The sequence below is a fragment of the Streptomyces sp. NPDC017991 genome, from assembly GCF_044328075.1.
In the GTDB taxonomy this organism is placed as follows: domain Bacteria; phylum Actinomycetota; class Actinomycetes; order Streptomycetales; family Streptomycetaceae; genus Streptomyces.
In genome coordinates this window covers 657,304-681,680 of the sequence record NZ_JBIRGP010000003.1, presented here as the reverse complement: position 1 = coordinate 681,680, position 24,377 = coordinate 657,304, and the positions used below count along the sequence as shown (strand labels likewise).

Here is a 24,377-nt window from a genome sequence, read left to right as displayed (position 1 = left end):
CCCGCCATGCTGCCAGGTCGGCCGGGACGGATGCGCCGGTTGTCCACAGGGAGCCGCTCGCAGTCGTACTAATACGGCAGGCGCCGCCTGTCCCCGCGTCGCGCGGGCAGGCGCCGCCTGTCCCCGCGTCGCGCCTGCCCGCCCTCGCACGGGAATGGCAGCCCGGTCGCGTACGTTCCCCTGACTGCGAACACGCACCTCCCTGCAGCGAAGGAGCATGAGAGACATGCCGGGCACTGTGACGATGTACAGCACCACGTGGTGCGGCTACTGCCGTCGGCTGAAGAGCCAGATGGACCGTGAGGGCATCACGTACGACGAGATCAACATCGAGCACGACCCGGCGTCCGCGGCGTTCGTGGAGAAGGCGAACGGCGGAAACCAGACAGTGCCCACGGTCTTGATTGTTGCCTCCTCGGGCAACGAATCGGTCATGACCAACCCGAGCCTTGCCCAGGTGAAGGACGCGCTCGCCAAGTAGGAGCCGAGGAACCCCGGACCGTGCCCACCGTCCTCTTCCCCGACGGTTCGACGCTGACGAACCCTTCGCTGGCCCAGGTGAAGCAGAAGATCGGCGCCTAGGAGCTGTTCCCGGTCCCCGGCCGCGGTTGCCTCAGGTGGCCGCTCCGCGCGTCGGCAGGGGCTTGCCGTACCAGAGCTCGATCAGACGGGCCGCAATCGAGATGCCGTACGGAGGCAGGACCTCCCCGGACTCGAAGGCGGCCCGCAGGTCTTCACGGGAGAACCAGCGTGCTTCCTCGATCTCCTCGCCGTCGACATTGATCTCCGCCGAGGTCGCGCGGGCCATGAAGCCCAGCATGAGGCTGGAGGGGAACGGCCAGGGCTGGCTGGCGACGTATTCGACGTCGCCGACGGTGATGCCGGCCTCCTCGAACACCTCGCGGCGGACCGACTGCTCGATGGACTCGCCGGGCTCGACGAAGCCCGCGAGGGTGGAGAAGCGTCCTTCGGGCCAGTGCACCTGGCGGCCGAGCAGGATGCGGTCCTCGTTGTCCGTCACGGCCATGATCACGGCCGGGTCGGTACGGGGGTAATGCTCGGCACCGCAGGCGGGGCAGCGGCGGATGTGACCGGCCGCGGCGATCACCGTGCGTTCACCGCAGCGGGAGCAGAAGCGGTGCAGGCGCTGCCAGTTCTCCAGGGCGACCGCGTGCACCATGAGGCCCGCGTCGCGGGGTGACAGGAGCAGGCCGGCCTCGCGCAGACCCGCCGCGCGCGCGGACTGGTCCATGCGGCCGGGCAGGGTGTCCTTCTGGAGGGCGAAGTAGCTCACGCCGTCGTCGTCGGTACCGAGGAAGTAGCGGTGCGCCTCGGTGAGGGGCGCTTCGAAGGACGGGGTCATGACGAGTTCCGTGGTGCCGTCGGACGTCTCGTCGATGAGGACCTGACCGCCGGAGACCACGAAGGCGCGGGTGGTGGGGTGGCTCCACGCCGCGGCGAGCCAGGCCTCGTCGAGCCGGTGGTGGGCGGCCCGGTCGATGCCGCTCGGGGCGGTGAGCGAGATGGGACGGTCGGCGGTGCGGTCGGTCCAGGTGGTCACGGGTGCTTCCAACTCCCCCGGTGAAACGGTTGGTTCGGCGGGCTGTTCAGCCGGATGTCCGGATGTACGGCAGGGCGTGTGCGGCGGGGCTTGTTCAGTGTGCATCTCGCCAGTTCCGGGCCAGATCGCCCCACAGGTAGGCGGAGGTCTCGACGCCTTTGAGGAGGAGGTCGAGCTCGACCTTCTCGTTCGGGGCGTGCCAGCCGTCGGACGGGACCGAGATGCCGAGGAACAGCACCGGGGCGGCGAGCACATCCTGGAGGTCCGCGGCGGGCCCTGATCCGCCTTCGCGGGTGAAGCGGATCTCCTTCTCGAACGCGCGGCCCATGGCGCGTACGACGGACTGCAGGGCGGGATGATCGAGCGGCGTCAGGCACGGGCGCGTGGCGGCGCCGAAGGTGATCTCGTGACGGATTCCGGCGGGCAGTTGCTCGGCGGTCCAGGTGCGGACGGCTTTCTCGATGTGGTCGGGGTCCTGTCCGGCGACGAGCCGGAAGGAGAGTTTGACCATCGCCGAGGACGGCACGATCGTCTTGTTGCCGGGGCCCTGGTAGCCGCCGCCGATGCCGTTGACCTCGGCGGTCGGGCGGGCCCAGACGCGCTCCAGGGTGGTGTGGCCGCTCTCTCCGTGGGCGGCCGTGGACCGTGCGGTACGCAGCCAGCGCTCCTCGTCGAAGGGCAGCTCGGCGAAGAGTTCCCGCTCCCGGTCGGTGAGTTCGGTGACGCCTTCGTAGAAGCCGGGAATCGCCACGCGCGCGTGCTCGTCGTGCAGGGCGGCGACGAGGCGGGCGACGGCGGTGGCCGGATTAGGCACGGCGCCGCCGAAGGAACCGGAGTGGATGTCCTGGTCCGGTCCGTACAGCTGGATCTCACACTCGGCGAGGCCGCGCATACCGGTACACACCGTGGGGGTGTCCTCGGACCACATGCCGGTGTCGGAGACGATCACCGCGTCGGCGGTCAGCCGGTCCCTGCGGGCTTCGACGAGGTCACGGAAGTGCGGGGAACCGGACTCCTCCTCGCCCTCGATCAGCAGCTTCAGATGGACCGCGGGAGTGGTGCGGCCCGTGGCGGCGAGGTGGGCCCGCACGCCGAGTGTGTGGAAGAACACCTGCCCCTTGTCGTCGGCGGCCCCGCGCGCGTGGAGTCGGTTTCCGCGGACGACGGGCTCGAAGGGGTCGGTGTCCCAGCCGTCCTCGCGGGCGGCGGGCTGTACGTCGTGGTGGCCGTAGACGAGGACCGTGGGTGCCCGCGGATCGTCCGAGGGCCATTCGGCGAAGACCGCGGGTGCGCCGGGAGTCGCCCAGACCTCGCAGGTCGGGAAGCCCGTCTCCCGCAGTTTCGCGGCGAGCCAGTCGGCGCTGCGCCGTACGTCCGCGGCGTGCTCGGGCTGGGCCGAGACGGACGGGATGCGCAGCCACTCGGCGAGGTCGTCGAGGAAGGCTGCGCGGTGCCGCTCGGTGTACGCGCGGACGGCGCTGTCCGGAGTCTTGCTCATGGTCACGAGCCTATCCGTCCACGCGCGCGTGCTGGTCCGGCGGTTCGTCGGGAACCCCTTCGGGTGGTTCTTCCAGGAGGAGGCGTTCCAGCGCGGCCCGGCCCGGCAGGCTCTTGGGGCGTACGACCTCGCCGCTGCGCACGTACAGGAAGGCGGCTTGTACGGATTCCGGGGGGATGCCGTGCTGCTCGGCCCAGGCGAGCCGGTAGAGGGCGAGCTGGAGGGGGTCGGCGGTGCGGGTGCGGCTGGTCTTCCAGTCGACGATCTCGTACGTCGTCGTCGCCTGCCCCTCTCCGTGCTCGTCGCCCTCTTCCTTGTGGACCTCTTCCTTGTAGACCGCGTCGATCCGGCCCCGTACGACACGGCCGGCGATGGCGAGCTGGAAGGGGGCCTCTACCCGGTAGGGCGTGCGGTGGGCGTAGGGGGTGCGCTCGAAGGCGTTCTTGAGAGCTTCCAGGTCGCGTTCGTCGGCGATCTCGGCCTCACTGCCGGGCAGGTCCTCCGGCTCCAGCATCGGGAGCCGCAGCTCTTCGAAGCGGGCTTCGACCCAGGCGTGGAAGCGGGTGCCGCGGCGGGCGGCGGGCTGGGGCGGGCGCGGCATGGGTCGCGCCAGTTCCTGGGCGAACCCTTCCGGGTCCGCGGCCAGCCGCAGCAGCTGGGACGCGGTCAGGGAGGCCGGCAGGGGGACGTCCGTGACGCTCTCACGGGCGCGCAGGAGTTCCCCGGTGAGGGCGTCCAGGTCGCGGTCCCATGAGGCGATGGTGCGGGCTTCCTCCGGGGTGAGGCGCGTGGTCCCGGAAGGATGCGGACGGGCGTCCGGGGCGGGGCTGGGGTGCGGGACCGTCGGGCGGTCGGGGGTCGTCGGACGGTCAGGGGCCGTCGGGCGGTTCGCTGTCCACGAGTCCCAGTCGTCCGGGGCCGCGTCCGTGAAATCGGCCTCTTCGTAAGGAGGCTCGTCCTCCTCCGGCGGCGGCCAGTCCGGGTCGTCGTACGGGCCCGGGGCGTCAGGAGCCGAGGGGTGAGCCGCCTCGTGGGAGTGGCCGGACTCCAGGTGGGCCAGCACCGTCCGGGCGGCCTCGCGGCGGCGGGCCATCGCCAGGTCGTCCAGCGGGAGCGGCCAGGCGTGGTCGCCGCCGGCCGCCTGAAGCGCGGGGTTCTCCTCGTCCTCCTCGGGTTCGTCCTCCCAGGCCTCGATCTCGCCGTGCCCGGCCGCGCAGTGGTCATACAGGGCGTGCAGGAAGTCGGAGGGGCCGCGGGGCTTCTTCTGGGAGGGGCCCCACCAGTGGCCGGAGCCGAGCAGCAGGGAGCGGGGGCGGGTGAAGGTGACGTAGCCGAGGCGGAGTTCCTCGGTGTGCTGGTGCTCCTTCATGGCCTCGTGGAAGGCCTTCATGCTGCGGGAGTCCCAGGCTTCGATGTCGGGCAGGGTGTCGGCGTCGCCACGCAGTTCGTGCGGGAGGACCTTGCCCTGGGCGGTCCATTTCTCGCGGCCCTGGCCGCTGGGGAACGTGCCGGTGACGAGCCCCGGGACCACGACGACGTCCCATTCCAGACCCTTGGACTTGTGCGCGGTGAGCACCTTGACGGTGTTCTCGCCGCCCGGCAGCGCGTTGTCGAGGCCCTTCTCGTACTGGGCCGCGGTGCGCAGGAAGCCGAGGAAGGCGAGCAGGCTGGCCTCGCCCTCGTTCGCGGCGAAGGAGGCGGCGACGTCCAGGAAGTTGGACAGGGTCTCGCGGCGGCGGGCGGCCAGCGCGTGCGGGGACGCGGAGAGCTCCACCTCCAGGCCCGTGGTGGCGAGGACCCGGTGCAGGACGTCCATGAGCGGGTCGGCGAGCGAGCGGCGCAGATCGCGCAGTTCGGTGGCGAGCCGCGCGAACCGTACGCGGGCGTCGGCCGAGAACGGCAGGCCGTCGTCGTCCCCGTCACCGCCGAGGGGCGTCTCCAGGAAGGTGTCGAGCGCGTCCGCGAGGGAGATCACCTCGGCCGGGTCGACGCCTTCGACGGCTGCTGCGAGCCGCAGGTCGGGGTCGCCGTCAGCCCCCACGCGCGCGTGGGACACGAGCAGGCGGGCCCGGCGGCCCAGGAGGGCGAGGTCGCGGGGCCCGATGCGCCAGCGCGGTCCGGTGAGCAGGCGGACCAGCGAGGCGTTGGCGCCGGGGTCCTGGAGGACCTCGCAGACGGCGACCAGGTCGGCGACCTCGGGCAGGTGCAGCAGCCCGGAGAGCCCGACGACCTCCACCGGGATGTCGCGGGCGACGAGCGCACCCTGGATCTGCGCGAAGTCGGTCGCGGTACGGCACAGGACGGCGATCTCACCGGGGGCCTTGCCGGTGCGTACGAGATGGGCGATGGAGTCGCCGAGCCAGTCCATCTCCTCGGCGTGGGTACGCAGCAGGGCGCAGCGCACCATGCCGTCGCGCTCGGCGCCGGGGGCCGGGCGAAGGGCCTCCACGCCCGCGTGCATGGCGCGCAGGGGTTCCGCGAGGCCATTGGCGAGGTCGAGGAGGCGGCCGCCGCTGCGGCGGTTCTCGCTGAGGGACTGGCGGGTCGCCGGGCGGCCGTCGGCGTGCGCGAAGTGCTCGGGGAAGTCGTCGAGGTTGGCCACGGAGGCGCCGCGCCAGCCGTAGATGGCCTGGCAGGGGTCTCCGACGGCGGTCACCGGGTGGCCCGTGCCGCCGCCGAACAGTCCGGCCAGGAGGATGCGCTGGGCCACGGACGTGTCCTGGTACTCGTCGAGGAGGACCACCCGGAACTCGTCGCGCAGGATGCCGCCGACCTCGGAGCGGGTGCGGGCGAGGGTCGCCGAGAGGGCGATCTGGTCGCCGAAGTCGAGAAGGTCGCGCTCGCGCTTGGCCTTCCGGTAGCGGCTCACCAGCTCGGTCAGTTCACGCCGGGCGGCGGCCGTCTCCGGGACCTTGCGCAGGTCGGCGTTGGTGAGCTTGGCGCCCTCCAGGTCGTGCAGCAGCCGGGCGTCGTACGCGCGCAGTTCCTCGGGTTGTACGAGGTGTTCGGCCAGCTCGGAGTCGAGGGTGAGGAGGTCGCTCACCAGGTCGGGGAAGGAGCGGGTGAGCGCGGGGTAGGGGCCCGGTGCCTCGCGCAGGACGCGGGCGGCGAGCTGGTAGCGCGTGGCGTCGGCGAGGAGGCGCGCGGTGGGTTCGAGTCCGATGCGCAGCCCGTGGTCGGTCAGCAGACGACCGGCGAAGGCGTGGTACGTGGAGATCACCGGCTCGCCCGGCGGGTTGTCCGGGTCGATCACGTCCGGGTCGGTGACTCCGGCCTTGATCAGTGCCTTGCGTACGCGCTCGGCGAGTTCGCGCGCCGCCTTGTTGGTGAACGTCAGGCCCAGGACCTGCTCGGGGGCCACCTGTCCGGTGCCGACCAGCCACACCACGCGCGCGGCCATCACCGTGGTCTTGCCGGAGCCGGCGCCGGCCACGATCACCTGCGGGGCGGGCGGGGCGATGATGCAGGCCGTCTGCTCCGGGGTGAACGGGATGCCGAGGAGCTCCTTGAGCTGTTCGGGATCGGAGATACGGGCTGGCACGTCTGAGAGGCTAGCCGCGCCCACTGACAGTCGGTGCCGATTCGGCGGCAGGGTCGAAGGATGCGCAGGTCAGCACACGTGGTGCTGTATGTCACTTCGCGTCACTTCGTACACGGCAGACACTCTTTGGCCCGCATTGGCCCGCATTGACGCACACGCGGCGGACCCGCGGCGGACACCCTGCGGACGGCTGCCCGGGGCCGTGCGCCCCGTCACTCGACGACGTGACGTCCCTCCGGTCGGGCGCTGCACGAGGCCCGGAAGGCGCAGTGCGTGCAGTGCTGGCCGGTCGTCGGTGTGAACCGTTCGTCGAGGACCTTGCCCGCGGCGGTGGCGAGGAGGTCGCCGACCCACTCCCCCTCCAGCGGCTCCTGGGCCTGCACCTTGGGCAGGGTCTCGCCGCCGTCCTTCTTGGGGGCACCCTGGCGGAGCTGCACGAGTTCGGCGCCGCCGGGCTCGGGACGTTCGCCGTCGAAGGCCTCGTCCACGGCGCCCTCGCTGACCGCGAGCTGGTAGACGGCGAGCTGCGGGTGATGGGCCACGTCGGCGGCGCTCGGTGCCTGCTTGCCGGTCTTGAAGTCGACCACGTAGGCGCGGCCCTCGGCATCCCGCTCGACGCGGTCCATGGAGCCGCGGATGCGGACTTCGTAGGAGCCCGCTTCGAGGGTGACGTCGAAGTCGTGCTCGCTGGCCACAGGAGTGCGTTCGGCGCGGTCCATGACATGCCACTTCAGGAAGCGTTCGAGCGCCACGCGCGCGTGCTCCTTCTCCTGGGCCGACTTCCAGGGCGCGTCGAAGGCGAGCGCCTCCCACACGGAGTCGAGGCGCTCCATGAGGACGGCGAGGTCGGCGGGCGTGCGGCCGGAGGCGACCTCGTCCGCCAGGACGTGCACCACGTTGCCGAAGCCCTGGGCGGCGGTGGCGGGGGCGTCCGCCTTCACCTCGCGGCCCAGGAACCACTGCAGGGCGCAGGTGTTGGCGAGCTGGTCAAGGGCGCTGCCGGAGAGCACGACGGGATGGTCGCGGTCGCGCAGCGGCACCTTGCTCTCGGTGGGTTCGTACATGCCCCACCAGCGGTAGGGGTGCGCGGACGGCACCAGCGGGCGGCCGTCCTCGTCGCCGAGCGCGGCGAGTCTGCCCAGGCGGCGGGCGGCCGCCTCCCTGAGGGGGGCCGAGACGCGCGGGTCGACCGTGGTGGACCGCAGTTCCGCGACGAGCGCCGCGACGGACAGGGGGCGGCGGGGGCGGCCCGTTATGTCCTTGGGCTCCGTGCCGAGTTCGGTGAGGAAGCGGGAAGGCTGGTCGCCGTCGTCCGCGGGGGCCTTCACGGCGGTGACGACGAGCCGTTCACGCGCGCGCGTGGCGGCCACGTAGAACAGGCGGCGCTCTTCGGAGAGGAGTGCTCCGGGGGTGAGTGGCTCCGCGAGACCGTCCCGTCCGATGCGGTCGGCCTCCAGGAGGGAGCCGCGACGGCGCAGATCCGGCCACAGACCCTCCTGGACGCCCGCGACGACGACCAGGCGCCACTCCAGGCCCTTGGAGCGGTGCGCGGTCATCAGACGCACGGCGTCGGGGCGCACGGCCCTGCGGGTGAGTGTGTCGGCGGCGATGTCCTGGGCGTCGACCTCCTCCAGAAAGTTGAGGGCGCCGCGGCCTCCGGTGCGTTCCTCGGCGCGGGCCGCGGTGGCGAACAGCGCGCACACGGCGTCGAGGTCGCGGTCCGCGTTGCGGCCGGCCGCGCCGCCGCGCCGGGCGGCCCGCTCCAGGCGCTGGGGCCAGGGTGTGCCGTCCCACAGCTCCCAGAGCGCCTCCTCGGCCGTGCCGCCCCCCGCGAGGCGCTCCCGTGCCTTGCGCAGGAGGGCGCCCAGGCGCTGGGCCCCGCGCGCGTACGAGGGGTCGTGGGCGACCAGCCGCTCCGGCTCGGCCAGCGCCCGCGCCAGCAAGTCGTCGGAGGGCGGCGGCACGTGGTTGCCCGCGGCGCGCTCCTCATCGCGCAGGGCACGGCCCAGCCGGCGCAGGTCGGCGGCGTCCATACCGGCCAGCGGGGACGCGAGGAGCGTGAGCGCGGTCTCGACGTCGAGCCACGGCCTCTCCGGTGCGACCTGCTCCTCCGGGACGGATGGCACCTCCTGGACGCTCGACACCTCCTGGACGGCCCGCTCCTCCGAGACGGACGGTGCCTTCTGGACGGCCTGCTCCTGTGAGGCGGGTCCCTCCGACGTCTCCTCGACCGAGGTGGGTCCCCCGGAGAGGGCCCTTTCCGAAGTCGCCTCTTCAGAGGGAGGGGTCTCGGGTGAAGGGGGCTGAGGGGAAAGGGGCTGCGGGGAAAGGGTTTCGGAGGAGGGGATCTCGCGGGAGGGAGGCTCCCCCAATTCCGCCACGGCCACCGCCTTGAGGGCCGTCAGCAAGGGCGTCACCGCCGGTTCGTGGCGCAGGGGCAGGTCGTCGCCGTCGATGTCGAGGGGGACGCCGGCCGCGGTGAGTGTGCGGCGGATCGTCGGGATGGTGCGGGAGCCGGCGCGTACCAGGACGGCCATGTCCTTCCACGGAACGCCGTCCTCCAAATGGGCACGGCGCAGGATGTCCGCGATGTTGTCCAGTTCCGTACCGGGGGTCGGGTACGTGTAGACCTCCACGTGACCGCCGTCCCGTACGGGGGCGAGTCCCCTGTGGGCGCGTACCTTCTCCGCCGGGAGGCGGGTCAGGGGCATGCGCTGGGTCAGCAGCCGGGTGGCCGCCAGCAAGTCTGCGCCCGACCTGCGGGACGTCCGCAGGACCTCGACCGGCGCCGGTGTGCCGTCCACGCGCGGGAAGACGTCCGGGAACTCCAGGATGCCGTTCACGTCGGCGCCCCGGAACGCGTAGATCGACTGATCGGGGTCGCCGAAGGCCACCAGGGTGCGGCCGCCGCCCGCGAGCGCGTCCAGGAGCCGCAGCTGCGCCGGATCGGTGTCCTGGTACTCGTCGACGTAGACCGCGTCGTACCGCTCGGCGAGCCGCTCGGCCACGCCGGGGCGCCGGGCGAGCAGCACCGCGCGGTGCACCAGTTCCGCGTAGTCGAGCACTCCCTGCATGTCGAGCACGTCGAGGTACTCGGCGAGGAAGGCGGAGGCAGCCAGCCAGTCGGGGCGGCCGATGCGCCGGGCGAAGGTCTGGAGGGCGTCGGGGCCGAGGCCCAGCTCACGGCTGCGGGCGAGGACCGCGCGGACCTCGTCGGCGAAGCCGCGCGTCGTCAGGCACGCGCGCAGTTCGTCCGGCCAGCGCACATGGGCGAGGCCTAGCCGCTCCAGGCCGGGCTGGCCCGCGAGCAATTCCCGCACCGCCACGTCCTGTTCGGGGCCGGAGAGCAGCCGCATCGGTTCCACGAACAGATCGGTGTCCTGGTGGGCCCGGACCAGGGCGTAGCAGAAGGAGTGGAAGGTCGTCGCCTGGGGCGCGCGGGCCGCTCCCATGCGCAGCGCCATGCGGTCCCGCAGTTCCACGGCGGCCTTGCGGCTGAACGTCAGCACCAGGATGCGCTCGGGGTCCGCGCCGCGGGCGATCCGGGCCGCCACGGACTCGACGAGCGTGGTCGTCTTGCCGGTCCCCGGACCTGCGAGAACGAGCAGCGGGCCGCCCTCGTGGTCAACCGCCGCGCGCTGGGCTGCGTCCAGCACAGGGGGAGCCACCCGTTCCGGCGGGGTACGTACCAGCCGGTAAGCGCCACGGGTCCCCTGTCGACCCTGGGGGTACGACAGGCGCCTGGTGGAGGAAGAGGAGCTCACGTGGTTCGCCGGTCCTGGTGGGTGTGCTGGGGATTGTCACTGTCGGCGCGGAACGCCGTCGGTGAGGGATCGTGCTCGGGCGACGGGTGGGAGACCGGCGGCGCGAGGCGGGCGGTGACCGCGGGATGAACGGGACGCGTGCCGTCGACGCTACGCCGGTGGATGCCGTGGAAGCGGCGCTTCCTCGTGTTCCCTCCCGGCACCGGTGTCTCCCGCTTCACGAACGTACGGCATGTCCCGGGCGTGCCCGCGTTCCCCCGTACGGGTCACCTGTCCCCCTCCTGGCGGTCCCGTGCCGGAAGCTGTCGGGTGTGACCCTCCGCGCGATCCCCGCCGTCCCATCTGGCCTGTTTCATGTGGATGCGCGGAACGTGCCCTTCGGAGGCCCTGCTCGCCGCTTTGAGGGGCGTGCCTTCGACCCGGTAGTGCTCCAGCGCCTCCAGTTCGTGGCCGGGGAGCAACGCGCCGTCCGCGCGGACGACCCGCCACCACGGAACGGCTCCTCCGTAGAGGGCCATCACCCGTCCGACCTGTCGCGGACCGCCCTCTTCCAGCCATTCCGCGACATCTCCGTACGTCATGACGCTCCCCGGAGGAATCTGCTCGGCGACGTCGAGGACCCGCTCCGCGTACTCCGGCAAGGCGTCCGCCGGGAGGCTCTGCTCGCTCATCCGGTCCATCCTGCACCACCCCTCGGACAACGTGACGCGGCGGTGACTTTACGTTTCCCTCGCCCAAGAACAGCGCTTCGGGCAGACTGTGCGCCCCCGCACTGCACCCTGATGCCCCCCTGTGTCAGCGGGGCATGCCACCATCGTGCGGGCGGTTACTGGTGATACGAGACCAAGAAGAGACGATGAAACAGCAGGGTGTGCACCCCGAAGACGCGGAGGGCACCTCTGAGGTTTCGTCGCGCCCGGATTCCGGCGACGATACGGACGAGAGCCTTCCGGAGAAGACAGAGGCGCCCGTGACGTCAGTGCCAGGCATTGCGTCCGAGACGGGTGTGACGTCCGGGAGTCCGGACACGTCCCAGAAGAAGGACATGCGCAAGGAGAGCGGAGCCGAGGAGACCGACCGCGCGGCCTGCGACGACGCCCCGGCCGAAGCGGTCGAGGGCGACGAGCCCCTGCTCCCCGCGCGCGTGCACCGTCCCTCCGACCTGATGCGCCTGCTGGTGGGCGTTCTCGCGATCGCCGTGCTGCTGTCGATCGCCGCGTTCGCGCACGGCACGACGTCGGGGCTGGCGCAGGACATCAACAAGGGCACCGACGAGGCGCCCGACCTGCTGATCAAGATCGCCGGGCTCGCGTCGAGCATCGCGATTCTCCTGGTGCCGGTCGCCTTCGCCATCGAGCGGCTCATCAAGCGGGACGGGCTCCGGATCGCCGACGGCGTGCTGGCCGCGGTCCTCGCCCACGGTGTGACGCTCGCCACTGACCTGTGGGTCGCCAAGGGCGCCCCGGACTCGATCCAGAAGGCGCTCACGCAGCCCTCCCCCGGAGACATCCACGCCCTGACCGACCCGGTGCACGGTTACCTCGCGCCGGTCATCGCCTATATGACGGCCGTCGGCATGTCGCGACGGCCGCGCTGGCGTGCGGTCCTGTGGGTCGTGCTGATGCTCGACGCCTTCTCCATGCTGGTCACCGGCTACACGACCCCCTTCTCGATCATCCTCACCGTGCTGATCGGCTGGAGCGTGGCCTACGGGACGCTGTACGCGGTCGGCTCCCCGAACGTACGGCCCACGGGCCGGACCCTGATGGCCGGACTGCGGCACGTCGGCTTCCACCCGGTGAGCGCGGCGCGGGACGAGACCCCGGAGGCCGCGGACGGTGACCGTGGCCGCCGGTACTTCGTGACGCTCCAGGACGGCGCCCCACTGGACGTCACGGTGGTGGACCGGGAACAGCAGGCGCAGGGGTTCTTCTACCGCGTGTGGCGCCGTCTGACGCTGCGCGGCATCACCACACGCCGCAGCCTCCAGTCGCTGCGCCAGGCCCTGGAACAGGAGGCGCTCCTCGCGTACGCGGCCATCGCGGCCGGGGCCAACGCGCCGAAGCTGATCGCGACCTCCGAGCTGGGTCCGGACGCCGTGATGCTGGTCTACGAGCACATCGGCGGGCGCACCCTCGACGCGCTGCCGGACGAGGACATCACCGACGACCTGCTGCGCGAGACCTGGCACCAGGTGCAGGCGCTGCAGTCGCGGCGCATCGCCCACCGCAGACTGGCCGGTGACGCCGTTCTGGTGGATCGTTCCGGCACGGTGATCCTCACGGACCTGCGCAACGGTGAGATCGCGGCCGGTGAGCTGCTGCTGCGCATGGACGTCGCCCAGTTGGTGACCACGCTCGGTCTGCGCGTGGGCGCGGAGCGCGCGGTGGCCTCGGCCGTGGGCGTGCTCGGCCCGGACGCGGTCGCCGACTGCCTGCCCATGCTGCAGCCCATCGCGCTCACCCGCTCCCACCGCGCCACCCTGCGCAAACTGGCCCGGGAGCGTTCGGAGCGTGAGCGCGAGGCGGTCCTGGAGGCCTCCCGGCAGGCCAAACTGGCCCGCGCCGAGGAGCACGCGGCCACGCCCGAGGAGACCAGGCCCGTCCTGGAGAAGCCCGACAAGAAAACCGTACGTGCCGAGCAGCGGGCCGAGAAGCGGGCGATCGACGAGGCCCTGGACGAGGCCCGTGAGGAGGACCTGCTCACCCAGATCCGGCACCAGGTGCTGCTGATCAGGCCGCAGGCACCGGTCGAGCCGGCCCGTCTTGAGCGCATCCGTCCGCGTACGCTGATCAGTTTCATCGCGGGCGCGTTCGGCGCGTACTTCCTGCTGACGCAGCTCACGCACATCGAGTTCGGCACGCTCTTCGACAGTGCCCAGTGGGGCTGGGTCGCAGCGGCGGCGCTCTTCTCCATGCTGAGCTACTTCGCCGCGGCCATGAGCCTGCTGGGCTTCGTGCCCGAGCGGGTGCCGTTCATGCGGGCCGTGGCGGCGCAGGTCGCCGGGTCCTTCGTGAAGATCGTGGCGCCCGCGGCGGTGGGCGGTGTCGCGCTCAACACGCGCTTCCTCCAACGCGCGGGGGTACGGCCGGGGCTCGCGGTGGCGAGCGTCGGCGCGTCGCAGCTGTTCGGGCTCGGCTGTCACATCCTGATGCTGCTGTCGTTCGGCTATCTGACCGGTACCGAGAAGACGCCCTCCTTGTCGCCGTCCCGGACGGTCATCGCGGGTCTGCTGACCGTCGCGGTCCTCGTCCTCGTCGTGACCTCGGTGCCGTTCCTGAGGAAATTCGTGGTCACGCGCGTGCGGTCGCTCTTCGCGGGTGTCATCCCGCGCATGCTGGACGTCCTCCAGCGACCGCAGAAGCTGATCACCGGCATCGGCGGCATGCTTCTGCTGACGGCCTGCTTCGTGATGTGCCTCGACGCGTCGATCCGGGCGTTCGGCAGCGAGGACATGCCCGCGATCAGCATCGCCAGTGTGGCCGTCGTCTTCCTCGCCGGAAACGCGCTCGGCTCCGCGGCGCCCACCCCGGGCGGGGTGGGCGCGGTCGAGGCCACCCTGACGGTCGGCCTGATCGCCGTCGGGCTCCCCAAGGAGGTCGCGGCGCCCGCCGTGCTCCTGTACCGCCTTCTCACACTGTGGCTGCCCGTGCTGCCGGGATGGCTGTTCTTCAACCACCTGACACGCAAGGGCGCGCTCTAGGTCGGTCCCAGGACTGTCCGGCGATCTCCCTGTACCGCCGGACGGCCGGCGGCACTCCGTAGGGTCGGACGCGGGATCCTCACCCGCACGGCCCGCGCCCCGGGCGGCCCGTCCTGGTCGACCTCAGGATGGGTCTATGCCGAACCCTTCCCCGCCGCGGGCCGCCGCTCTGACCGCCACCGCCCTCCTGCTGCTGGCGGCCCTCGCCGGATGCGGCGACGACGGCGGCTCCGCGGACGAGGACCTGCCGGCGCAGAAGCTCAGCTGGAAGGACTGCCCGGAGCCGTCCGAGTCCGAGGGCGGCGGGGACGCTCCGTCGCCCCTGCCGGACGGCGACAACTGGAAGTGCGCGACCCTGAAAGCGCCCCTGGACTGGGACAAGCCCAAGGGGGACACCATCGGTCTCGCGCTGATCCGCGCGCAGGCGAGCGGCGCCAAGGACCGGCGCATCGGTTCGCTGCTCTTCAACTTCGGCGGTCCGGGCGGCTCGGGCGTCACCACGCTTCCCGCCTTCGGCAAGGACTACGACGAGCTGCGCACCCGCTACGACCTGGTCAGTTTCGACCCACGCGGTGTCGGCCGCAGCGCCGGTGTGAAGTGCGAGGACAGCGAACAGCTCGACGAGTACTTCCAGCAGGACGCGACCCCGGACGACGCCGCCGAGCAGCGGACTCTTCTGGACAGCACGAAGGATTTCAACAAGGCCTGCGAGAAGAACTCCGGGAAGCTCCTCCCGCACGTACGCACCACCGACGCGGCCCGCGACATGGACCTGATGCGCCAGGTCCTCGGAGACGACGAGCTGCACTACTTCGGCATCTCGTACGGCACCGAACTGGGCGGCGTGTACGCGCACCTGTTCCCCCGGAAGGTCGGGCGGGCCGTCTTCGACGCGGTCGTGGATCCGACGCAGAACTCCGAACAAGGGTCCCTCGGACAGGCCAGGGGCTTCCAGTTGGCGCTGGACAACTTCGCCGAGGACTGCGCCTCGAAGGCGGAGGAGTGCCCGCTCGGCGGCAGCGCGCAGGACGTGAAGGACCGGATCGCCAAACTGCTCAAGGACCTCGACAGCAAACCGATCCCGGGCATCTTCCCGCGCCTGCTCACCCAGACCGCCGCCACGAGCGGCATCGCACAGTCCCTGTACTCCAAGGAATTCTGGGAGTACCTCACCGAAGGACTCCAGCAGGCGTACGACGGTGACGGCAAGGTGCTGATGCTGCTGTCCGACTCGATGAACGGGCGCAACCAGGACGGCGAGTACAGCAACATCAGTGCCGCCAATGTCTCCATCAACTGCGCGGACGACAGACCCCGTTACACCGCCGCCGACGTGACGGCGAAGCTCCCGGAGTTCCGCAAGGCCTCGTCCGTCTTCGGCGACTATCTGGCGTGGGGCATGGTCGGCTGCACCGACTGGGCGGTGGCGGGCGACGCCGACCACCCCGATGTGAGCGCGCCCGGTTCGGCTCCGATCCTCGTGGTCGGGAACACCGGCGACCCGGCGACCCCGTACGAGGGAGCCCGGAAGATGGTGGATTCACTGGGCAAGGGGGTCGGTGTCGAGCTGACGTACAAAGGTCAGGGGCACGGGGCGTACGACAGCGGGAACAAGTGCGTGCGTGACGCGGTGAACGGCTATCTGCTGAACGGCAGGGTCCCGGCGGCCGGCACGGTCTGCTCCTGAGGTGAGACTCACAAAGCAGCAGGTCAGAGGGTTATCCACAGGGCTCCGCGGTGCTCGCGGAGATTTGCCTACTATGGCCTGACTGTCATCCGCGACATCGGCGGACGACGATGCGAGGGGGGAAGTTCATGGCGCGTATCGCACGGTGGACGGCACTGGCCGCCGCCGCGTTGCTGGTGGCCGGCTGCAGCGGCTCGTCCGAGGACGACGGAGGGAACGACAAGAACGACGACGCGGGCAGGCCGCCGGGTGCGGCCTCCTCCTCCGACGCCATGCCGGGGCTGCCCGCCTCACTCACCTCGCAGAAGCTCGACTGGGGCAGGTGCAAGGCCACCGAGACCGGCCCCGCGCCGGGCGGGGACTGGCGTTGTACGACGCTCAAGGTGCCGCTGGACTGGGCGAAGCCGGCGGGCGAGACCATCGGGCTGGCGCTGATCCGCAGCGAGTCGAGCGGATCCTCGGACGACCGCATCGGCTCACTGCTGTTCAACTTCGGCGGCCCCGGCGGCTCGGGCGTCGACTATCTGCCGCCGTACGGGCCGACGTTCGCGAAGCTCCACGAGCGGTACGACCTGGTCAGCTGGGACCCGCGCGGTGTCGCCGCCAGCGAGGGCGTGCGCTGTCGCAGCGACAAGGGGGTCCAAGCGGCCGAGTCGGTCGACACCACGCCGGACACCTCCACCGAGGAGACCGCGTTCCTCAAGGACGCCACTGACTTCGGCGAGGGCTGCCAGAAGTCCGCGGGCAAGCTCCTGGGGCATGTCTCGACGACCGACACGGCCCGGGACATGGACTTGATGCGGCATGTCCTCGGTGACCGGAAAATGCACTACTTCGGCATCTCGTACGGCACCGAACTGGGCGGCGTGTACGCCCACTTGTTCCCCAAGAACGCGGGGCGGCTGGTCCTGGACGCGGTCGTCGACCCGAGCGCCGGCACAGTGGGCCACGCGGAGAACCAGGCGAGGGGTTTCCAGCGCGCCCTGGAGGACTACCTCGAATCCACGGGCCAGGACCCCGAGCGGGGCTCCGAGAAAATCGCGGCCCTGCTCAAGCGGATCGACTCCGACCCGCTGGAGACCACGAGCGGCCGCGATCTGACACAGCAGCTCGCCCTCACCGGCATCGTCTACCCGCTCTACAGCAAGTCGTCCTGGCCGGCCCTCACCAGCGCACTCGAAGCGGCCGAGGACGGCGACGGTACGGAACTGCTCGCGCAGGCCGACAGCTACAACGACCGTGACGCCTCGGGCCGCTACGGCACGACCACGCATTCCCAACGGGTCATATCGTGCTTGGACGACAAGGAGCGGCCGACGCCCGAGGAGGCGAAGAAGCGGCTCCCCGAGTTCCGGAAGATCTCGCCCGTGTTCGGGGATTCGATGGGCTGGGACACGGCCGGCTGGTGCCACGACTGGCCGGTGGCCGGGCAGTACGAGACACCGGAGGTGAGCGCGCCCGGCGCGGACCCCGTCCTGGTGGTGGGCAACACCGGCGACCCGGCGACGCCGTACGAGGGCGCTCGCAAGATGGCGGACGAGCTGGGCAAGGGCGTGGGTGTGCAGCTCACCTGGAAGGGCCAGGGCCACGGGGCGTACGGGAGCGGGAGCGACTGCGTCGACAGCACGGTGGACGACTACCTGCTGGACGGATCGGTACCGGACGACGGCAAGGTCTGCGGTTCGTAGCGGCCTCGGCCGTTCCCGCCCGGGTGACGGGAAGGGGCCCGGCACACGCGGTGCCGAGCCCCTCTCCGTACAGCGTCTGTTCCTACGGGGTACGGCTAGTAGATCGGCTTCGCCGGCTCGATCTGGTTGACCCAGCCGATCACGCCACCGCCCACGTGCACGGCGTCGGAGAATCCGGCCGACTTGAGGACCGCGAGGACCTCCGCGCTGCGGACGCCGGTCTTGCAGTGCAGGACGATCTTCTTGTCCTGCGGGAGGGTCGCCAGGGCGGTGCCCATGAGGAACTCGTTCTTCGGGATCAGCTTGGCGCCGGGGATCGAGACGATCTCGTACTCGTTGATCTCGCGGACGTCGATGATCTCGATGTTCTCGCCGTCGTCGATCCACTCCTTGAGCTGCTTGGGAGTGATCGTCGAGCCGGCCGCCGCCTCCTGGGCCTCTTCGGAGACGACGCCGCAGAAGGCCTCGTAGTCGATGAGTTCGGTGACGGTGGGGTTCTCGCCGCAGACCGCGCAGTTCGGGTCCTTGCGGACCTTGACCTGGCGGTACTGCATCTCCAGGGCGTCGTAGATCATCAGGCGGCCGAGGAGCGGCTCGCCGATACCCGCGAGGAGCTTGATGGCCTCGTTGACCTGGATGGAGCCGATGGACGCGCACAGCACGCCCAGGACGCCGCCCTCGGCGCAGGAGGGGACCATGCCGGGGGGCGGGGGCTCCGGGTAGAGGCAGCGGTAGCAGGGCCCGTGCTCGGACCAGAAGACGGAGGCCTGGCCGTCGAAGCGGTAGATCGAGCCCCAGACGTAAGGCTTGTTGAGCAGTACGCACGCGTCGTTGACCAGGTAGCGGGTCGCGAAGTTGTCCGTGCCGTCGACGATCAGGTCGTACTGGCTGAAGATGTCCATCACGTTCTCGGCTTCGAGCCGCTCTTCGTGCAGGACCACGTTCACGTAGGGGTTGATGCCGAGCACGCTGTCGCGGGCCGACGCCGCCTTGGAGCGGCCGATGTCCGCCTGGCTGTGGATGATCTGGCGCTGCAGGTTCGACTCGTCGACCTCGTCGAACTCCACGATGCCGAGCGTGCCCACGCCCGCGGCGGCCAGGTACATCAGCGCCGGCGAGCCCAGGCCGCCGGCGCCCACACAGAGCACCTTGGCGTTCTTCAGCCGCTTCTGCCCGTCCATGCCCACGTCGGGGATGATCAGGTGGCGGGAGTACCTGCGGACCTCGTCTACGGTGAGCTCAGCAGCTGGCTCGACCAGGGGTGGCAGCGACACGGGGACTCCGTTGGTCGGTCAATCACTACAGTTGTTCTCCCCGTAACACTGCCACGCCCTCCTTCATTCCGAGACACCCGTTCCGATCCGCGAGACGAGTTCGTCCCAGTAGCCGGGCAGACTCTCCCAGGGGTCGGCCGAACCTCCGCGGTCCGTGCGGTCGGTGAAGTAGATCGTCGAGGCACCCTGCCAGCGGGCGATGCGCAGAGCCTCGTCGAGATGCCCTCGGGGCATGCCGTGGACGAAGTGGCAGAAGCGCTCGGGCGGGTATTCGGCGGTCCACTCCGCCACCTGCGACCAGCGGTAGTCGCTCCAGGGCCCGGAGAAGGTCACCAGTTGGTCGGCGGTCTCGGCGTAACCGGGATACGGGTGGATGCCGTGGCCGAGGACGATGTGGCCGTCGCCGAGGAGCGCCCGCAGGGTGTCGGTGGTGCGCCGGATCTCCGGCAGCGCTGTCCGCTCCGTGGGACAGCGGTCCAGGAAGAAGCCGTCGACCTGGTACCAGTCGAGATAGCGGTGTGCCTCGGAGACGATTTCACCGAAGGCGCGTGCGCCGTGGGTCACGTCCAGGTGGCCGAGCACGCGGACGCCCGCGTTGCGCAGACGTCCGGCGGCTTCCAGGCAGTGGGGGTCGGGGCGGGCGCCGGGGCCGTCGGAGACGTTCAGGACGACCCAGTGCAAGGGGGTCCCGGGGCGGGTGAGCCCGCCCCATTCGACCGGGGCGACCAAGGGGTGCGCATAGCCGGGGACGCCGAAGCCGATCCTCAGGTCCGTGCTCGCGGTGCCCGTGGGTGTGCTCGTCAGATACGGCATGCGGCCTCCATCCAGATATCGGCGAGGGATTCCTCAAGGCCGATCCGGGGCCGCCAGCCGAGCCGGTCGCGGGCGGTGCGCACGTCGGCCTGCTGCCAGCTGCCGCAGCCGTCCGGGTAGGGGTACGCGGCCGGGGCGGTGTGCTCCGTCTCGGACCGGGGGTGGCCGATGGACGGCCTGGCGGAGCCGGGAAGTCCGTCGAGTTCGTGGAGGGCTCCCCCGTAACCGGCGACGCGTGCGAGGACGGAGGCGGCGTCGCGCAGACGTACGGCACGACCGGATCCGATGTTGATGACGCCCTGTGCGGCGGAGAGGGAGGCGGCATGGACGGCACGGGCAACGTCGCGTACGTCGATGAAGTCGCGCTGGACACCGAGGCCGGCGAGTTTGAGGTCGCCGTCGCCGGACTGCATGGCGCGGCGCATGGCTTCGGCGAGGCGTCCGAGCGGGGAGCCCGCCGGGGTGCCAGGTCCGCACGGCGAGAACACCCGCAGGACGACGGCGTCCAGGCCGGAGCCGAGGACCAGCTCGGTGGCGGCGAGCTTGCTCACGCCGTAGGGGCCACCGGGTCGGGGCACGGCGTCCTCGGCGGTGGAGGATCCGGGCTGGCTGGGCCCGTACTCCGCGCCACAGCCGATCTGTACGAGGCGCGCCCCGCACCCGCTGCGGCGCAGTGCCTCACAGACGGTGGCGACGGCGACGGTGTTGTGCCGGGTGAGCTCGCGGGCGCCGCCGCGGGTGGCACCGGCGCAGTTGACGACGACCCCGGGATGCACCGCGTCCAGGAAGCGGGTGAGCGCCCCCGGGCTGCCGCTGGCGAGGTCGAAGCGCACGTCCGCGTCGTCACCCCGGCCGAGCGCGGTGAGCTGCACGGCCGGGTCGGCGAGGAGACGGTCGGCGACGAAACGGCCCAGGTATCCGTTGGCACCGATCAGCAGCACCCTCATCGGGCGGCTCCCGGGGCGGACTCTCCGATGCGGAGGGTGATCATCTGGCGTTCTCCTTCAGGGTGTTGCCTTGGGTCGTACGGAAGGCCCGCGGTGTCGGCTCCGCGGGAAGGGGTGGGCTCGGCGCGGAGATCCATCACGAACCTTCTGGGGCCGAGAGCCGGTGGCGGTTCACGGTGCGTCTCCGTGTGCCGTGTGGGCGGACGCCCGGGTGAGGGTCCTGGTCGCGTGGAGCAGCAGGACGAGCGCCGCGGCCCCGCACACGAGAGCCGGGATCGCGCCCGCGCCCCAGGCGTCCGTCACGGTCTCTACGGGCACGGCCAGCGCGTCGCAGCCGGGGAGGCGGCTACCGAAGACGCTCAGGAGGGCCGCCGCCTCGGCCACGCCCGCGGTCGCGAGCATGACCGCGGGGGCGTGCCTGAATCCGTGCACGGTGAGAAGTCGGGCGAGCAGGAGGAGCGCGCCGAGGGCGCCGGTCCCGGCGTACGCGACGGGCTCGTCCAGTACCGCTCCGCACAGGGCGAGCAGGCCGCCGAGGACGCAGAGAAACAGGGTGAACACGCCCAGGAGCAGGGGTTTCACGGAGGATGCGAACTCCTCCAGGGCGCGGCTGGTGGCGAGGCGGCGGCGGGCGCGTACGGCGAAGAGGTGGGCGCACCAGGCCGCCGGGGCGCAGGCCGCGCTCAGGGCCAGGACGGACGCGAGGGCGATCGGCCAGGAACTGCCCGAGCTGCCGGTGGGCGGCCCGTCGGGGCCGCCCTCGATGGCGGCGGCGAGCAGGCCGTCGCCGAGGAGGGCGTAGGCGACGAGCCAGTAGGTCCACGCGCGGGTGGACGGTGTCGGGGACCACGGCCGCGTGGCGTGCAGCGGGCCTCGGCTGCGGGCCGCGCGCACGGCGAGGGCCACGGCGAGTACGCCGACGACGGTCACCGCGAGGCGCGGCCGGCCTTCGGTGTACCGCAGTCCGGTCACGACCGCCGCGCACAGGGCGCCCGGCAGGAGTGTGAGTACGGCCCAGTCGGCGCGCGCCTTGGGGGCGTCGGTTGTCCCGGGCCGCGGTGCGGTGTCGCCGGCGCGGGGTACTCGCGCGTACATCTCCTCCGCGAGGGAGAAGACGTCCCGGTGCCGGAAGTGGGTGGCGGTCCGGTCGGTCACACCGTGCGCCTCAAGGGCCGCCGCGATCTCCAGGGGGTCCACCGCGCGCTCGCACAGCTGTCGATGGCGGTGCATCAGGGCCTTCACCGGGTCGGCGGCGCCGCGAGGAGCGGAGGGCGCGCGGTCGACTGCGACCGACTCGCCGAGCTGTTCGCCGGCCTGGTCGTGCACCGGGCCGGGGGCGGCGGCCGTATCCACCGGACCGGAAGCCTGCCGGTCGGAGATCTGCTGGTCGGGGATCTGCCGGTCGGGGATCTGCCGGTCGAAGTCCTGCTGGACGGCAGCTTGCCGCTCGGGAACCCGCGGGTCGGGACCCTCTTGGTCGGGACCCCGCTGGTCGGAAACCTGCCGGTCGGCGGCCGAGGGGGAAGCCTCCGCCGTGACCGTGACGGCGTCCCACGCCAGCCGGGTGTACGTCGCCGTCGAGGACCCCTGCTGCGCTCCCTGCCGCGCGTGCGCGACGCGCGTCCCGTCAGGCTCGGTGGCCGAGTCCTTCGACCAACTGGGCCGCGGGGTCGCCGGACCCGGTTCGCCCGGGCGGGTGTCCGCGATTCTCGACTCGCCCAGCTGTACGTCGACCACGCGGGTCTCGCCGGGCTGGATGTCCACCACCTTGATCTCGCCCACCTCGGCGTTCGTGCCCCGCAGGTCACCGAGGTCTCCCGGCTGCCCGGCCTTCGTGTCCTCGGTGGCGCCGCCGGTGGTCCGGTCCGCTGCTCCGATCCGTCGCGCGCTCACCATGCCCCCTCCCCCGCGGGCACCGGCTCGCCCGGAGTCGGGCCCAGCGGGAGGCTCCGCACCGGCGGTCCTGTCGCCCAGCCCGGGCTCGGTCTCCCGGTGGCCGGCCGTGTCCCCGGTTCCGGCCACCGGCCCGGCACCTGTGCCTCGACGGGTATGGCGAACGGGAGGGGCTCGCCCGATGCGTCGACCACGACCCGCTGGACCGGACAGCGCGAGACGATATCGAGGTAAATGCTGTGAAATGCCATGATGTTCTGTTCGACGGTGAACAGTTCGAGGGCCCGGGCGCGGGCCGCGGCGCCGAGGCGCGACCGGCGTTCCGGGTCGCGCAGCAGGGCGACGCAGGCCTCGGCGAGCGCCCGCGGATTGCGCGGCGGGACCACGAGTCCCGTACCGCCGATGACCTCGACGACCGCGCCGACGTCCGTGGACACCGTGGCACGGCCGGAGAACATCGCTTCGACGAGGCTGATGGGGAAGCCCTCGACGACGCTGGACAGGACGACGAGGGCACCCGCCGCGTAGGCCTCGGGAAGGGTCGGTACATCCGGTCCGCCGATCTCCTCGAAGGAGACCGGGTTGTTGCCGACGGCGTGCACACCGGCGGTCTCGTCGGGGAAGAGTTGGGCGGCCAGGGCCTTGCACTGCGCCAGGTAGGTCGCGCCCTCCGGTCCCTCGGCGGGCGCTCCGACGATCCGCAGCCGCGCCTTCGGCTCCCCCTTGCGGATCCCGGCGAAGGCGTGCAGCAGCGAGATCAGGTCCTTGGCGGGCTCGATGCGCCCGACCCACACCAGGGTGTACGGGTCGGCGTGTTCGGCGCTCTCGCCCACCTCCGAGAAGCGGGACGCCTCCATGCCGGGGTAGACGGTACGGATCCTGGTCCGGTCGGCGCCGCAGCGCTCCTGCCAGCGGCGGGCGTGCGTGTTGCCGGGTGTGATGACCGCGGCCTGCCGGTAGGCCTCCGCGGCGAGCCGGCCGTGGAACGCCGCGAGCAGGGCCCTCGCCGGTGCCGACGCGGCGTGCCCCCGAAGATCCTCGCGCGGGCCCAGATAGTGCGCCCGCAGTTGTACCCCGTACTCCGTGACCAGCAGGGGTACGCCCGAGAAGTGGCGGGCGAGCAGCCCAGGCAGGGCCGCGGCGCCGCCGGACGTGGCGTGGCACAGGTCGACCGAGCCGAGCCCGTCGTCGCCGTACCAGTCGAGGGAGAGGGGGCGCAGGGCGCGTTCCACCTGGGCGGCGACGGTGAGCAGATCCGGCACGCGGGCGGTGCGCGCGGCGCGCAGTGCGCCGGGCGCGCGGCAGGCGCGTTCGAGGGCGCGCACCGCGGACTCGGAGCGAAGGGCGCCGACCATGCCGCCCTCGTCCCGGGCCAGTTCGGCGAGCCCGTACAACGCGCTGCCGAAACGGTCCGCCGTGCCGGCCGAGGCACCCTCGGCACGCTCCTCGGCTCCGGCGAAACCCCCGGGCGCCGCATCGGAGACCGCACCGGACACCGCATAGGGCATCGCACCGGACACCGCACCGGACGCGGCGCCGCCGAGCGCGTCGGCTGCGCACAGGGCCGCCGCCAACTCTCCGTAGCACTCGGCGAATCGGCGCCGGGTCCGGCGCCCGTAGGCGACGCCGTCGTCGTTCGCCGTCCAGAGCGGGGCAGTGCGTACACGGCTCACCTGCGAGGGGAGCTGGATCCAGCCCTCGTCCTCCTGCTGCTCGCTGCGGCTCAGCGCGTAGATGTCGAACTCGTGCTGTCCGAGCCCGCGCACGAGCCGGTCGCACCAGAGCCTGGCCTCACCGCTCACATACGGATAGCCACCCTCCGTAAGCAGTCCTATGCGCACGACCGCACTCCCGATCTCCCGTGTGGGGAGCCGCCGTTGACCCGGCGGCTCGCAGCGGGAAGAACGTATGCGGACATGGCGGTGGGGGGGGGGGGGGGGGGGGGGGGCGACGAGCGCGGACCCCGGGGCTCAGGGGGAAAGCAGAGGGGGGGGGGGCGGGGCCGGGC

At 71.7% G+C, this 24,377-nt stretch carries 14 protein-coding genes and 1 pseudogene; 5 read left to right on the top strand and 10 right to left on the bottom strand.

Going from position 1 to position 24,377, the window contains the following annotated elements; genetic code table 11:
• Positions 1–226: 226 nt before the first annotated feature.
• Positions 227–481, top strand: a complete 255-nt coding sequence (locus ACH4DZ_RS11510) for a mycoredoxin (RefSeq protein WP_398286810.1) — start codon at positions 227–229, stop codon at positions 479–481.
• Positions 482–501: 20 nt separating this feature from the next.
• Positions 502–582: pseudogene (locus ACH4DZ_RS11505) on the top strand (NrdH-redoxin); the annotation flags it as partial.
• A gap of 31 nt (positions 583–613) precedes the next feature.
• Here ACH4DZ_RS11505 and nudC read toward each other — a convergent pair.
• From nudC to ACH4DZ_RS11480, 5 genes are all read right to left on the bottom strand, one after another.
• A complete protein-coding gene (gene nudC / locus ACH4DZ_RS11500; RefSeq protein ID WP_398286808.1) occupies positions 614–1,561 on the bottom strand; it encodes an NAD(+) diphosphatase in 948 nt (315 codons plus the stop codon).
• A gap of 94 nt (positions 1,562–1,655) precedes the next feature.
• Positions 1,656–3,059, bottom strand: a complete 1,404-nt coding sequence (locus ACH4DZ_RS11495) for a dipeptidase (protein WP_398286807.1) — start codon at positions 3,057–3,059, stop codon at positions 1,656–1,658.
• A 10-nt stretch (positions 3,060–3,069) separates the two neighbouring features.
• The gene (locus ACH4DZ_RS11490; RefSeq protein ID WP_398286806.1) at positions 3,070–6,600 is read right to left on the bottom strand and encodes a UvrD-helicase domain-containing protein; all 3,531 of its coding nucleotides are present in this window, start codon (positions 6,598–6,600) and stop codon (positions 3,070–3,072) included.
• Between the two features lie 212 nt (positions 6,601–6,812).
• Complete coding sequence (locus ACH4DZ_RS11485) at positions 6,813–10,364, bottom strand: ATP-dependent helicase (protein WP_398286805.1); 3,552 nt, start codon at positions 10,362–10,364, stop codon at positions 6,813–6,815.
• Between the two features lie 266 nt (positions 10,365–10,630).
• Positions 10,631–11,035 carry an MGMT family protein gene (locus ACH4DZ_RS11480; RefSeq protein WP_398286804.1) on the bottom strand — a complete coding sequence of 135 codons (405 nt, stop codon included), beginning with the start codon at positions 11,033–11,035 and terminating at the stop codon, positions 10,631–10,633.
• A 185-nt stretch (positions 11,036–11,220) separates the two neighbouring features.
• On the opposite strand from ACH4DZ_RS11480, the gene ACH4DZ_RS11475 reads away from it, so the two are divergent.
• The 3 genes from ACH4DZ_RS11475 (at position 11,221) to ACH4DZ_RS11465 (ending at position 17,442) form a co-directional block, all read left to right on the top strand.
• Positions 11,221–14,067, top strand: a complete 2,847-nt coding sequence (locus tag ACH4DZ_RS11475) for a YbhN family protein (protein ID WP_398286803.1) — start codon at positions 11,221–11,223, stop codon at positions 14,065–14,067.
• Between the two features lie 136 nt (positions 14,068–14,203).
• On the top strand, positions 14,204–15,754 hold the full coding sequence (locus ACH4DZ_RS11470) for an alpha/beta hydrolase (RefSeq protein WP_398286802.1): 1,551 nt from the start codon (positions 14,204–14,206) through the stop codon (positions 15,752–15,754).
• A 128-nt stretch (positions 15,755–15,882) separates the two neighbouring features.
• Positions 15,883–17,442 carry an alpha/beta hydrolase gene (locus ACH4DZ_RS11465; protein ID WP_398286801.1) on the top strand — a complete coding sequence of 520 codons (1,560 nt, stop codon included), beginning with the start codon at positions 15,883–15,885 and terminating at the stop codon, positions 17,440–17,442.
• 95 nt (positions 17,443–17,537) lie between these two features.
• On the opposite strand, the gene moeZ is transcribed toward ACH4DZ_RS11465, so the two are convergent.
• The 5 genes from moeZ to ACH4DZ_RS11440 all read right to left on the bottom strand — a co-directional run bounded on the left by moeZ (position 17,538) and on the right by ACH4DZ_RS11440 (position 24,210).
• On the bottom strand, positions 17,538–18,716 hold the full coding sequence (gene moeZ, locus ACH4DZ_RS11460; protein ID WP_398286800.1) for an adenylyltransferase/sulfurtransferase MoeZ: 1,179 nt from the start codon (positions 18,714–18,716) through the stop codon (positions 17,538–17,540).
• Between the two features lie 63 nt (positions 18,717–18,779).
• Positions 18,780–19,529 carry a spherulation-specific family 4 protein gene (locus ACH4DZ_RS11455; RefSeq protein ID WP_398286799.1) on the bottom strand — a complete coding sequence of 250 codons (750 nt, stop codon included), beginning with the start codon at positions 19,527–19,529 and terminating at the stop codon, positions 18,780–18,782.
• Complete coding sequence (locus tag ACH4DZ_RS11450) at positions 19,517–20,476, bottom strand: NAD-dependent epimerase/dehydratase family protein (protein WP_398286798.1); 960 nt, start codon at positions 20,474–20,476, stop codon at positions 19,517–19,519. Before ACH4DZ_RS11450 ends, ACH4DZ_RS11455 begins: the two co-directional genes overlap by 13 nt.
• Positions 20,477–20,647: 171 nt before the next feature.
• Positions 20,648–21,802 carry a hypothetical protein gene (locus tag ACH4DZ_RS11445; RefSeq protein ID WP_398287077.1) on the bottom strand — a complete coding sequence of 385 codons (1,155 nt, stop codon included), beginning with the start codon at positions 21,800–21,802 and terminating at the stop codon, positions 20,648–20,650.
• Positions 21,803–22,365: 563 nt separating this feature from the next.
• Positions 22,366–24,210 (bottom strand): DUF3492 domain-containing protein, encoded by a 1,845-nt coding sequence (locus tag ACH4DZ_RS11440; protein ID WP_398286797.1) that lies wholly within the window; start codon positions 24,208–24,210, stop codon positions 22,366–22,368.
• Between the last annotated feature and the right edge of the window lie 167 nt (positions 24,211–24,377).